A 12,268-nucleotide genomic window follows, 5' to 3' on the forward strand; every position below is an offset into this window, starting at 1 on the left:
GTCTGTGAAACTCCACCGCATGGTGTTTCGGGCGTGTTTCGGACAGGGGATTCTTGGGCTTGCTTGTGTCCAAAACCAGCCTTGAGGTGGTGTCTGCCCGCTTCAGCGCGCTGCTTCGGGGACCGAAACTTGGTTTTGTGGCGGACACTCCCAATTGGGGGCTGACCTGACCTGACCTCGCCTGGCTCGTCCACGCTTGGCCTTGCTTGGTCTGGCTTGGCTTTGCTTGGCGCTGTCTTCGACTGCCTGTCCTTGTTTATGCGGACCCGTGCTACCTGGAGCTGCTTGAGCCGTCCGTCGCCGCCTGGCCCTGTTCCGCGTGGTACCGCCCTGTCTGGACTTACTTGGTGTGGCCCTGCACCATCTGGCGCCGTCCATCACTGTCTGGACTTACTAGGCGCGGCTGTTCGCGCTGCGGCGGGCGGGTGGTCCGGCCGGCCGTCGTTGGTTGATCTCTGGATGGTTCAGGCCTTCGGCCTGGCGGGCGCGGGGGTTTCCGTCCTTTGATACGCCGGCCGGACCACCCCCCACCTCCGCGCCGTTCTATCCCGCCGTACGGCGTACGGGCCGTAGCCGCTCCGTTTCCGGCCGCCCGGGTGCGTCCCGAGGCTGAAGCGATCCGGGTGGGGTTCGCTTCAGGGCTGGTCGCCGTAGCTGAAGCCGTCGTGCGGGAAGGAGCGCAGGGCGGGGCACCGTAAGAGGGGCCCGGACAAGGGGCCGCAAGAGGGGCCGCAGGGGGCCGCAGGAGGGAAGGGGCACCGGTGGGGGTCGGATCCGGCGGGCGGAGGGGAGCCGGAAGAAGGGGGGATGGAACGGTACAGGGGTGGATCTGGGCGGCTGTGGGGGGCGTGGAGGCGGAAATCGTGAGGGGGCACATTGTTGACCGGGAGGCCGGCCCGAGGGGCCCACGGGAGCCTGTGGGCCTCGCCAGCCCGGTCTCCGGGGGAATGCGGGCGCGGCGGAAGGGGCTCGCGGTGCGGGCGGGCATGGGAAAGCCTCCCGGGAGGGTGCTCTCGGGAGGGTTGGTTCTCAGGGAGATGGGCTCTCGGGGTAGTTGATTTTCAGGGAGATGGGCTCTCGGGAGGGCGAGTGCCCGGGGAGGGTGGGCTCTCCGGGGTGGTTCCCGGGGAGGGGGTTCTCTGGGAGTGGGGGTGATCCGGTACGGCTTGCGGGGGCCGTACCGGATCGTGGTGGTCAGGCGGCCATGGCCATCTTCCTCAGGCGGGCCAGGGCGTCGCGCTCGATGCGGCGGGCGCGGTCGCGGCCGATGCCGTAGCGCTCGCCGACCTCGGTCAGTGTGTGCTCGCGACCGTCCATCAGGCCGTAGCGCCAGCGGAGCATCTCACGGGTCTGCCCCTCGAGACCGGTCAGCCACTCCTCGAGGCGCTCGCGCTCCAGGATGTCCATGGCCTGCTGCTCGGGGTCGGCCCACGTCTCGTCGGCGATCATGTCGCCCAGCTCGGTCTCGTCCTCGTCTCCCACGCCGAGCTGGAGCGAGACCGGGTCGGAGGCCCAGCGGCGGAGCTCGCGGACCCGCTCGATCGGCAGCTCGAGCACCGCGGCCAGGTCGGCGTCCGTCGGCTCCTGGTCGAACTCGGCGAGCATGTCGCGCCTGACCCGCATCAGCCTGGTCATCTGCTCGCCCGCGTGGGTGGGCAGGCGCACCGGCCTGGCCTGCTCGTGGATCGCGCGCCCGACGGACTGACGGATCCACCAGGTCGCGTACGTCGAGAACTTGTAGCCGCGCTGGTAGTCGAATTTCTCGACCGCCCGCACCAGGCCCAGGTTCCCCTCCTGGACCAGATCGATCAGCGGCATTCCGCGCCCCGAGTATTTGCGCGCGACCGCCACCACAAGACGTAGATTGGCCTGGATGAATTCGTCCTTGGCCCGCTGTCCGGAAACAGCCAGTCGTTCGAGTTCCTCGTCGGCGGCGTCCGCGACCCGCGGTTCCTGCAATCCGCCGTCCAGCAGCTGTTCCGCGAAAAGACCCGCCTCGATCCGCTTGGCGAGCTCGACTTCCTCTTCCGCCGTGAGCAGGGGGACCCGCCCGATTTCAGCCAGGTATGTCCCTAGCAGGTCTCGATCAGAGACGTGCTGATCCTGCGTCCGATTCCCCGTCGGCCTTGCCATCCGATGGCACCTCGCTCCGCCTGCTTATGGCAGGCCCGCGCGCTCACTCAAGACCCCATGCGCACGGACATGCCGCTTGCCTCATCAACGCTCGGATCAGGGCAAAGATTCCCTAAAAAAGTACGCCGGGAGAACGGTTCTGGATTTCCTCCTCAAGGAGGATGCCCTCGGGTGTGACGTCATGAGGACACCCGGTTCCCTCTCTGGAGCGGCTCAAACCACACGTCTCAGATGTGATCGCCGCGCACCTCGGCGATCACCGCGCCGAGCGCCTCACCGACGTCACCCAGGAGGTGCCTGCCCTCCTCGACGACCCTGCGGCCTCCGGAGACCACGGAGTGGACGTCCGCGGCCGTCGCGGCGAAAACCGTCATCTCCACGACGTCGCCCCGGGAGGCGCCCGCCGTACGGACCGAGTTCAGGCGCACGGAGACCAGGTCGGCCCACGCGCCCGGCACGAGCATGCCCGCGTCGGGGAAGCCGAGCGAGGCGTGGCCCGCCGTGGTCGCCGCCTGGAGCAGTTCGGCGGCCGTCCAGTGGCCGCGCTGCTCGGTGACCAGCCGCTCGTTCAGCTCGATCCCCCGAGCCTCTTCGAACAGGTCGACAACCGCCTGGCTGTCGGAGCCGAGCGTGATCGGCGAGCCCGCGTCGAACAGCGCCCTGGCCGGGCCGAGGCCGTCCGCCAGGTCCCGCTCGGTCGTCGGGCACACGCAGACGTGGGTGCGGGACTGACCGAGCAGCGCGATGTCCACATCGGAAAGGTGTACGGCGTGCACGGCCGTCGTGCGGGGGCCGAGGATGCCGTGCTCGTTGAGCAACTGGACGGGGCTCGCGGCGTACACCTCGACGCACGCGGCGTTCTCCGAGCGCTGCTCGGAGACATGGACGTGCAGCGGAACCGCGTGGTGGTGGGAGAAGGCGCCGACCAGAGGCATCTGCTCGGCGGGGACCGCGCGCACCGAGTGCAGCGCCACGCCGATCTCGACGTCGTGTTCCCCCCGGTAGGTGTCCAGGAGCTTCTCGACCCGGACGGCCCACCTCTCCGAGTCTCCGTCGCCGAACCGCAGCTGGGCGCCCGTCAGCGGGACGCCGATGCCACCGGTCAGGTAGCAGGCGTCCAGCAGCGCGATGCGCAGTCCCGCCTCCCGCGCGGCCTGGACGAGCACGTGCCCCATCGTGTTCGGGTCGTCGTACGGCCTGCCGCCGGGCGTGTGGTGGAGGTAGTGGAACTCCCCAACGCAGGTGATTCCGGCCAGTGCCATCTCGGCGAAGACCGCCGTGGCCAGCCTGCGATGGGAGTCGGGGGTCAGCGTCCCGGCGACGCCGTACATCTGCTCGCGCCAGGTCCAGAAACTGCCCTTCTCCCGCTGCGTCACACCGCGCAGCGCCCGATGGAAGGCGTGGGAGTGCGCGTTGGCCAGGCCAGGAAGGGTCAGCCCGGCGAGCCGTACGGCTCCGGCCGGGGGGCCGGCGATGCCGGGGGCGATCTCGGCGATCCGGGAGTCCGCGACCGTGACAAGCACCCCGGCGACGACCTCGCCGGGCGGCAGCCAGGCCAGCTCACACCAGTAGTTCATCTCCGGCACGGGTGCTCCAGGGCGGTGACGAGACGGACGCTTCGGCCAACACCTCCCATTATGTGAATGGATTCATTCACGACAGGGCCGCGCTCTCCACATGAAGCACAAAAGGGTCGCCTAAGACGCGGTTAACTCCGCCCGACGGACATTCCGATCACACCGCGCCGCGGGACGACCCGCTCAGTTGACCGGGCCCGCGGTCGGGCGAACCGTGATCTCGGTGATGTGGGCGTCCCTCGTCGCCGTCACCGCCGTCAGCACCGCCCGTGCCACCGAGTCGGCCGACAGATATCTGTCGGGCTCGTAGGCCGCGCCCTCCTGCTCCCGCACCCCGCGCTGCATGTCAGTGTCGATCCGCCCGGGGTAGATCGAGGTCACGCGCAGACGCGGCTCCTCAAGGCGGAGCGCGTCGGCGAAGGCCCGCAACGCGAACTTGCTGGCGGCGTAGGCGGCCCAGTCGGGGTTGGCCCGCAGGCCCGCTCCCGAGTTGATCAGCACGACCTGACCTTCGGCCGCGCGCAGCGCGGGCAGCAGCAGCCGGGTCAGCTCCGCGACCGCGATCACGTTGAGCTCCATGGTGCGCCGCCAGACGTCGGCGGGCACCTGGGCGATCCGCCCCAGGATCGCGATGCCCGCGCTGTGCACCAGCACGTCGAGCCGCTCGATCCCCGCGATGTCCGCCTCGGTGACGGCGGTGAGCTCGACCGGCCAGGGACGCGCCCCCGGCAGCTCGGCGGACAGTTCGGCCAGCGCCTCGGCATCGCGGCCGCCGAGCAGCAGGTCGTGCGTCGGGGCCAGGGCGCGCGCGACCGCGGCGCCCACCCCTCTGGAGGCTCCGGTCACCAGTGCGACAGGACGTTCGGACATGTGGATCACCCTACTCGGGGCGCAGCCTCCCCGGCCCGGGACGCTCTGGGGTTAGGACATACACATCGCATCTCGCACATGTTTGACGCAATACTCAAATTTTAATAAAAACTTGTACATGTCCTCCACTCGTGTTCTACTGCTCGGCGTGCTGCTCGACGGCCCTCTCCACGGTTACGAGGTACGACGCCACCTCGAACTCATGGGCACCCACCACTGGGCCAACGTGGCCTACGGCTCGATCTACCACGGCCTCGCCAAGATGGCCGACGAAGGCCTGCTGGAGCGGGTCGAGGAAGGCAAGGGAGGCAAGACCGTCTACGGCATCACCGAGATCGGCCGTGCCGAGTTCACGCGGCACCTGATGAGCCACTGGTGGGAGATCAAGCCGATCGTGGACCCGTTCCAGGTGGCACTCACCTTCATGGACCGGCTCTCGCCGGGCGATCTGGCCTCGGCGATGGAGGCCAGGGCCGCGCAGTTGCGCTTCTCCATCTCGATGACCGAGCGCGCGATCGGCGGCAAGCAGGCCTTCGGCGCCCCCCGGCACATCGACGAGTGCCTGCGGCTCAACATCCTCCTGCTCCAGGCCCAGCTCACCTGGGTCGAGGAGGCGCAGGAGAAGGTGCGGAACGGGGAGCTTCCCTGAAAACCGGTTGAGTCTCACACCACTGGAGGGTTCAGTCTTCTCCCCGGGAAGTCCTTCCTGGCCGTCTGGAGCGCCTTCGGGTTCTCCGCACCGTTCCTGAACGCCTTCCCGGTCTCCGTCCCGGGACTCCCCGGGATTCCGGCGTCACAGAAAAACCCCGGGAACACCCCCGCTCTCCGGAACATCACTGAAACGGAGCGTCATGATCATCGAAGCGCACGGGTTACGCAAGACCTTCACCGCGAGGCGCGGCCGAGGCAAGACCGAGGAGGTCGAGGCTGTCAGGGGCATCGACCTGTCCGTCGCGGAGGGCGAGATCTTCGCCGCCCTAGGCCCCAACGGGGCAGGCAAGACCACCACCGTCAGGATGCTCGCCACCTTCACCGTCCCGACGGCGGGGACGGCGGCCGTGGCCGGGCACGACGTGGTGCGGGAGGCGGCCAAGGTCAGGGAGCGGATCGGATACGTGAGCCAGGCGGGTGGCGTCGACGAGAACGCCCCGGGGCTGGAGAGCCTCCTGCTGGCCGCACGGCTCTCGGGACACTCCCGCAAGCAGGCGGCCGCCCGCGCGGACGAGCTGCTGGCGGCCTTCAGCCTGACCGAGATCGCCCTGCGTCCCGTCAAAACGCTGTCCGGCGGCCAGAAGCGGCGTTTCGCGCTGGCCATCGGCCTGGTGAACCGGCCGCCGCTGGTCTTCCTCGACGAGCCGACCACCGGCCTCGACCCGCAGAACCGCGCCAACCTGTGGGACGAGGTCCGCGCCCTGCGTGACCAGGGCACCAGCGTGCTGCTGACCACCCACTATCTGGACGAGGCCGACGCGTTGTGCGACCGGCTCGTCATCATCGACAACGGCCAGGTCGTGGCCGAGGGCACCCCGGAGGAGCTCAAGAAGGAGGTCGCGGGGGACGTCGTCACCCTCAGGGTCGACGACCTGGCCGCCGCGCGGACGCTCGTCTCCGCGCAGCCGTACATCAAGGAGACCCGGGCGGAGGACGGCGTCCTGCGCGCCTACCTCGACGACGGCGAGCACAACCTGGCGGCGCTGTTGCGCGCCCTCGAGGTCGGGGGCCTGGCCATCAGGTCCATCTCCCTCGACCGGGCCACGCTGGACGACGTCTTCCTGCGGCACACCGGCCGCTCCCTCCGCGACGCCGCCTGACCCATAGGAACCCCCCATGTTTCGACACACCGCACTGTTTCTCGGCTACGAGCTGCGCAACGTCCGCCGCAACCCGGTCTGGGCGCTGTTCGGCATCCTGCAGCCCGTGCTCTACCTGCTGCTGTTCGCCCCGCTGCTGACGGGCACAACACGCGGCGGGACTCTGGGCGAGGCGCTGCAGATGTTCACCCCGGGCGCGATGATGATGATCGCCCTGTTCGGCTCTCTCTTCACCGGCTTCAGCATGATCAACGAGACCCGCAACGGCACGCTGGAGCGGCTCGCGGTCAGCCAGGCCTGGCGACCGGCGATCATCCTCGGCCGGGTGCTGAAGGACATGATCGTGCTCGCCTTCCAGGCCCTGCTGGTGATGGGCGTGGCCGTGCTCATGGGCCTGCGGCTGAGCCTGGCGGCGGTGCTGCTGATGCTGCTGCTCATGGCCGCGACCGGCCTGTTCGCCGCCAGTCTCTCCTACGGCCTGGCGCTGGCCATCCGCGACGAGAACGGCCTGTCGCAGATAGTGCAGTTCTTCGCCCTCCCACTGACCCTGCTGGCCGGGATGCTGCTGCCGGTCTCCCTCGGGCCGCAGTGGATGCAGACGGCCGCCAGGTTCAACCCCCTCTACTACTCGGTCGAGGCGGGACGCTCCCTGTTCGCGGGCCGCCTGTCCGACAGCGCGATCCCCGTGGCCTTCGGCCTCTTCATCGTGCTCGGCGCGCTCGCCCTCAGCTGGTCGGTCCGCTCACTGAGGAAGCTGGCGGGCTAGCCGCGCCCGCCTGGTCGGCGAAGACCCCGGCCTGGTCGATCATCCGTTCGTACTCCTCAAGCCGGGCCTGCGTCCGCAGCGGCGCCGCGTCCGCCATGGCCTCGACCAGCACCATGGCCAGGGCGAGCGGCGCCGTGTGCGAGTCGAACACCAGGCGCTCGCCGACCGGGGCGTCCAGGATCACATCCGCCTCGAACGGCACGTCGCGCCTGTCGGTGATCACCGCGGTCCGCAGGCCCAGCTCCCTGGCACGCCTGAGGGCCTGTACGGCCTCGACCGGGTAGCGAGGCAGCAGCACGGCGACCAGCCAGGCGGCTCCCGCCCTGCGCGCGGCGTGCAGGCCGTCGGCCAGCTCGGAGCCGCCGTGGGTCAGCAGGCGGACGTCGGGGTGGATCCGGCGGGCGAAGTAGGCGAACGTGGTGGCCAGGCCACTGGACACCCGCAACCCGAGCACGGGCAACGGCTCGCACCCGGCCAGCGCGACGCCCAGCTCGGCGACGACCGAGGTGTCGGCCAGCCTGTCGCGCACGCTTCGCAGGTTCTCGATCTCCGAGTCGATCGCGGTCTGCAGGTCGTTGGCCCGCGAGGAGGGCCGCTCGCCCACGACGAAAGGCCGCAGCGCCTGCCGCAGCTCGGGATATCCCGCGAAACCGAGCAGCATGGCGAACCTGGTCACCGACGGCTGGCTGACCCCGGCCCGCTCCGCGAGCTCGACACTGGACAGGAAGACCGCCTCCGCCAGGTGCTCGTCCAGGTAACGCGCGATCCGCCGTTGCACGGGTGAAAGCCGCCGCCCCTCCAGAAGTCGATCGAGTCCGTCCCCCACGTCCCCTCCAACCGCTCGATCCTCCACCGGCATTCCCTCTCCCTCCCGTCGCCCCGGTGTCGTTCATACACCGCGCCGGGAGGTGGAAGAGACGGCCGCGGCCGGGGATCCGGTCACCGGAAGGCAGAGATCCCGCCGTCCGGAGACGGGCGTCATGCCCGCCGGACGGCCGCGAGCGGCCCCGCGGCCGCGCCTGTTCGACGGATCGCGCCCGTGCCGGGAACACAGGCGAGGATCGGGCCGGGCTCCCCCGCGCCGCCCCGTCCGGAGATGAATCAGAAGTGAATAGGCACATTCATATTCTTACCCGCCCGTCGACCTTCCCGCGAAAGGCTGAGGCGGAGAAGCACCGGCGGGGCCGGACCGGAGGAGCGCGTCCGGGGGAAGAGCCCCTCAGACAGGAAGGGGGCGTCCCAGGCCGCATGACTGGGACGCCCCATCCTTCCGATTGCCACATCGACCTGCGTCCTGGCCCTCGCCCCGCACGGACTGGACCGGAGGCCGAACTCGACAAGCGCCCGATGGACGCTCCTGAGCGAAGAAGAGGCTCCGCACAGGGCGGGATGCCCGGTTTCCCGCGCCGTCAACCAGCGAATGGGGCCGCCGTCCGAACCGTCGCTCTCCACACCACGTAAATTTGCGGGATCGGTACGAAACGAGGGAGATCAGTTCGATCCCTTCCCCGGGCACCGCTCGCACCCACCGGCCCGGGCGCGCCACGGGGCTCAGCCGGACGCGCCACGGGGCTCAGCACGGGGGTCAGGTGGGCAGCAGGAACTGGGTGGCGGCCAGCTCACGGTAGAGGTCGTCGGCGGCGAGCAGTTCCCCGTGGGTGCCGACGGCCCGCACACCGCCTCCCTCCATCACCACGATCCGGTCGGCGCCGGTCACCGTGGACAGGCGATGGGCGATCACCAGCACGGTCGTCTCCCTCGCCACCTCGGCGATCACCTCGCGAAGCCGTAGCTCGTTGACCGCGTCGAGCTGCGAGGTGGCCTCGTCGAGCAGGAGCAGCCTGGGCCTGCGCAGCAGGGCGCGCGCGATGGCGACCCGCTGGCGCTCGCCGCCGGAGAGCATGATGCCGCGATGGCCCACCTTGGTTTCCAGGCCCTCGGGGAGCCGGGCGACCAGGTCTTCGAGGCGGGTCAGCGAGAGCACCCGCCAGATGTCGGACTCGTCGGCCCCCGGCGCCGCGAAGACGAGGTTCTCCTTGAGCGTGCCGTCCAGCACGGGCGCGTCCTGCTCGACATAGCCGAGAGCGGCGCGGAGGTCGGAAAGCGGCCACTGCCCGATGTCGCGGCCGTCGACCGTGATGGTCCCCGACTGGTGCTCGTAGAAGCGTTCGAGGAGAGCGAAAACCGTGGACTTGCCCGCTCCTGACGGGCCGACCAGGGCGGTCATCCCGCCCGCCGGGATCTCGAAGGAGACTCCGTCGTGCACGATGGGCCGGTCGTCGCCGTAGCGGAAGACCACGTCCCGGAAGGTCACCCCCGCGGGCGCCGTCCCGGCCTCGTTCCGCCCTCCGGTCTCCTCTGCGGGAAGGTCCTCGATCTCCCTGATCCGCTTGACCGCGGCCAGGCCGTTCTGCATCTGGGTGAAGCCCTGGACCAGCTGGCCGATGGGAGCCACCAGGTAGAACAGGTAGAGCAGGAAGGCGACCAGCGAGGAGACCTCGAGCGCGCCCGAGGCGACCCGCGCGCCGCCGATGCCGAGCACGGCCACGAAGGCGAGCTGCGCGGCCATCCAGGCGGAGATGCCCGCGATCGAGGTCCACCAGGCGACCGCGATGCCCCTGTCCCTCGCCTCACGAGCCGCGGCGTCCACGGTGGCGATCTCGCGGTCCTCAGCACCGCTGGCCTTGACCGTACGGAAGGCCTGCAGCACCCGGTCGAGCACCGCGCCCATCTCGCCGACCGCCACCTGCGCCTGTGTGGAGGCGCGCCGGATGCGCGGCATGACCAGACCGACGAGCCCGCCGACCAGGACCAGGACCGCCAGCGTGACGACAAGCAGCAGCCCGTCCATGAACGCCATCATCACGACGGCGCCCACGAGCATGAACAGCGCGCTGACCATCTCGACGACGCCCTCGGTGAACACCGCGCGCAGCAGCGTGGTGTCCGAGGTCACCCGGGAGAGCAGGTCTCCCGGCTTGAGACGGTCGACCTCGGAGACCCGCAACCTGAGCATGCGGCTCACCAGGCTCCGCCTGGCGGAGAACACCACCCCCTCCCCCATGCGCTCCAGCACGTATCTGCCGACCGCGCCGACGACCGCCCCCACGAGCACGGCGGCCGTCAGGCCGAGCACCGGGCCGATCAGGGACCGATGCTCGCCGAAGGCGTCGATGACCGTCTTGGCGAGAAGTGGCATCGCCAGCCCGGCGAACGAACCGACCAGGCTGAGAACTCCGCCGAGCAGCAATGCGGGCCTGTGCGGCCGGATATAGGCGACCAGTGGGCGCCATGACGCGGTCTCTGACAAATTTGTCTCCTTTGAGATGACATGACCGGCCACCGATCGACGTGTTTCCTATCTACCGCCCACGCGCCCACCTCGAGCACTTCGCCCGGGTTCGTAGACGAAAGTCGATGACGTCAACATAAGTTGACACACTCGAAGATGTCAACCGAAGTTGACGAAGATGGGCGTCCCGCCGGAAGGGCGACCAGGAGGAGACGCGTCCCCTTTCCGTCTCACGCAGGGCAAAATCCCTGAATTTTCTGCTCATTTGTTGGCGATTCCACGCGGAAAAAGTTTCTCCAATCCAGGAGCATCCCAGCGGCGAATGGATGGTCGGGGAACCCGGCCGGATCCTTTGTCTCCCCAGAACCGACGGGCCGCTCGCACACGCGACCGGCCATCGAAAGGACCAACTGACATGGAGCACCGAATCAATCGGCGCGCCCTGATCGGCCTGGGTGTCGCGGGGGTGCTGGTCGCCTCCTCGTTCTCCCTGCTCAAGGCCGCGCCCAGCACCGCCTCCTCGCACCGCGAGGCGCCCATGATCGCGGGTGACCCCCGTAACGACAACACCGACGTGTACGCGTTCGTCAGCCCCGACAAGGCGGAAACGGTCACGTTGCTGGCCAATTTCATCCCGTTCGAGGAGCCGAACGGCGGCCCGAACTTCTACCAGTTCGACACCAATTCGCACTACAACGTGAAAATCGACAGCGACGGCGACGGGCTGCCGAACATCGTCTACCAGTGGACGTTCCGCGACGAGGACAGGCGCGGCACCGACACGTTCCTCTACGACAACGGCCCCGTCACCTCGCTGGGTGACGAGAACCTGCTGTTCAGGCAGCGCTACACGCTCAAGAGGATCACGTCCGGGGGAGTGCGAACCCTGGTCCAGAACGGCATCGTCGCCCCGAGCAACACCGGCCCCGCCTCGATGCCCGACTACGCCACGCTCCGCGCCCAGTCGATCAAGGATCTGCCCGGGGGCGGCAAGGCCTTCGCCGGCCAGTCGGACGAGGCGTTCTTCGCCGACCTGCGGGTCTTCGACCTCCTCTACGGCGGCAACCTGTCCGAGGTCGGCCAGGACACCTTCAAGGGCTACAACGTCCACACCTTGGCGCTGCAGGTGCCGAAGGACGAGGTCGCGCTCAAGGGCGACGCCACGCGCAACCCCGTCATCGGCGTGTGGTCGACCGTGGACAAGTGGAGCCCCAGAGGCTACGTCCAGGTCTCGCGCCTCGGCCAGCCGCTGGTCAACGAGGTCGTGGTCCCGGCGGGCCTGAAGGACGCCTTCAACGCGCTGAGCCCGAACAAGGACGCGGACGTGCCCGCCGTCGTCAAGCGCGTCACCGACCCGGAACTGCCCAGGCTGCTCGAGGCCATCTACGGCCTCAAGGCTCCCAAGACCCCCCGCCAGGACCTGGTCGAGATCTTCCTGACCGGCATCGCCAAGGCCAACGGCCCGATCAAGGCCGACCTCAACTCGCAGATCCTCAACAAGGACGCGGGCAGGCTCCGCCCCTCGGAGATGCTGCGGCTGAACATGGCGATCCCCCCGGCGGCGACCCCGAACCGACTCGGCGTACTCGCCGGTGACCTGCAGGGCTTCCCCAACGGCCGCCGCCTCGGGGACGACGTGATCGACATCGCGATCCAGGCGATGGCGGGCGCGGCCCAGACCGGCAAGCTCGTCGACGCGCTGGCCACCGGGGACAAGGTGAACGGCAACGACAAGCCGTTCGACACCCGATTCCCCTACATCCCGCTGCCCGGCAACACGTCGGTCAACGCGAGCTGACCCGAAACGCGCGGGGCCCGG

The 12,268-nt window shown here is 69.2% G+C and carries 9 protein-coding genes; 4 read left to right on the forward strand and 5 right to left on the reverse strand.

Going from position 1 to position 12,268, the window contains the following annotated elements; all coding sequences use genetic code 11:
• Positions 1 to 1,194: 1,194 nt before the first annotated feature.
• The 3 genes from AB0395_RS14480 to AB0395_RS14490 form a co-directional block, all read right to left on the reverse strand.
• Positions 1,195 to 2,133, reverse strand: coding sequence for a sigma-70 family RNA polymerase sigma factor (locus AB0395_RS14480; RefSeq protein ID WP_366280689.1), 939 nt, complete (start codon positions 2,131 to 2,133; stop codon positions 1,195 to 1,197).
• A 227-nt stretch (positions 2,134 to 2,360) separates the two neighbouring features.
• Entirely contained in the window at positions 2,361 to 3,710 is a 1,350-nt protein-coding gene (locus AB0395_RS14485) for a formimidoylglutamate deiminase (RefSeq protein ID WP_366280803.1), read from the reverse strand.
• 183 nt (positions 3,711 to 3,893) lie between these two features.
• Positions 3,894 to 4,580 carry an SDR family oxidoreductase gene (locus AB0395_RS14490; protein WP_366280690.1) on the reverse strand — a complete coding sequence of 229 codons (687 nt, stop codon included), beginning with the start codon at positions 4,578 to 4,580 and terminating at the stop codon, positions 3,894 to 3,896.
• Between the two features lie 118 nt (positions 4,581 to 4,698).
• On the opposite strand from AB0395_RS14490, the gene AB0395_RS14495 reads away from it, so the two are divergent.
• The 3 genes from AB0395_RS14495 (at position 4,699) to AB0395_RS14505 (ending at position 7,157) form a co-directional block, all read left to right on the forward strand.
• Positions 4,699 to 5,229: a PadR family transcriptional regulator gene (locus AB0395_RS14495; RefSeq protein WP_366280692.1), complete on the forward strand. Its 531-nt coding sequence runs from the start codon at positions 4,699 to 4,701 to the stop codon at positions 5,227 to 5,229.
• 202 nt (positions 5,230 to 5,431) lie between these two features.
• Positions 5,432 to 6,391 carry an ATP-binding cassette domain-containing protein gene (locus AB0395_RS14500; protein ID WP_366280694.1) on the forward strand — a complete coding sequence of 320 codons (960 nt, stop codon included), beginning with the start codon at positions 5,432 to 5,434 and terminating at the stop codon, positions 6,389 to 6,391.
• 16 nt (positions 6,392 to 6,407) lie between these two features.
• A complete protein-coding gene (locus AB0395_RS14505; protein WP_366280696.1) occupies positions 6,408 to 7,157 on the forward strand; it encodes an ABC transporter permease in 750 nt (249 codons plus the stop codon).
• On the opposite strand, the gene AB0395_RS14510 is transcribed toward AB0395_RS14505, so the two are convergent.
• Positions 7,117 to 7,983 carry a MurR/RpiR family transcriptional regulator gene (locus tag AB0395_RS14510; RefSeq protein ID WP_366280697.1) on the reverse strand — a complete coding sequence of 289 codons (867 nt, stop codon included), beginning with the start codon at positions 7,981 to 7,983 and terminating at the stop codon, positions 7,117 to 7,119. The two genes, AB0395_RS14505 and AB0395_RS14510, sit on opposite strands and share 41 nt — an antisense overlap.
• Positions 7,984 to 8,742: 759 nt before the next feature.
• A complete protein-coding gene (locus AB0395_RS14515) occupies positions 8,743 to 10,467 on the reverse strand; it encodes an ABC transporter ATP-binding protein (protein ID WP_366280699.1) in 1,725 nt (574 codons plus the stop codon).
• Positions 10,468 to 10,864: 397 nt separating this feature from the next.
• On the opposite strand from AB0395_RS14515, the gene AB0395_RS14520 reads away from it, so the two are divergent.
• Positions 10,865 to 12,247 carry a DUF4331 domain-containing protein gene (locus tag AB0395_RS14520; protein WP_366280700.1) on the forward strand — a complete coding sequence of 461 codons (1,383 nt, stop codon included), beginning with the start codon at positions 10,865 to 10,867 and terminating at the stop codon, positions 12,245 to 12,247.
• The last annotated feature ends 21 nt before the right edge of the window (positions 12,248 to 12,268 follow it).

The sequence above is a fragment of the Streptosporangium sp. NPDC051023 genome, from assembly GCF_040689595.1.
Classification (GTDB): domain Bacteria; phylum Actinomycetota; class Actinomycetes; order Streptosporangiales; family Streptosporangiaceae; genus Streptosporangium.

What these genes read in the sequence shown, in the direction of transcription:
- AB0395_RS14480 (WP_366280689.1), bottom strand. Translation starts at nt 2,133, where the DNA reads ATGGCAAGGCCGACGGGGAATCGGACGCAGGATCAGCACGTCTCTGAT.
- AB0395_RS14485 (WP_366280803.1), bottom strand. Translation starts at nt 3,710, where the DNA reads ATGAACTACTGGTGTGAGCTGGCCTGGCTGCCGCCCGGCGAGGTCGTC.
- AB0395_RS14490 (WP_366280690.1), bottom strand. Translation starts at nt 4,580, where the DNA reads ATGTCCGAACGTCCTGTCGCACTGGTGACCGGAGCCTCCAGAGGGGTG.
- AB0395_RS14495 (WP_366280692.1), top strand. Translation starts at nt 4,699, where the DNA reads ATGTCCTCCACTCGTGTTCTACTGCTCGGCGTGCTGCTCGACGGCCCT.
- AB0395_RS14500 (WP_366280694.1), top strand. Translation starts at nt 5,432, where the DNA reads ATGATCATCGAAGCGCACGGGTTACGCAAGACCTTCACCGCGAGGCGC.
- AB0395_RS14505 (WP_366280696.1), top strand. Translation starts at nt 6,408, where the DNA reads ATGTTTCGACACACCGCACTGTTTCTCGGCTACGAGCTGCGCAACGTC.
- AB0395_RS14520 (WP_366280700.1), top strand. Translation starts at nt 10,865, where the DNA reads ATGGAGCACCGAATCAATCGGCGCGCCCTGATCGGCCTGGGTGTCGCG.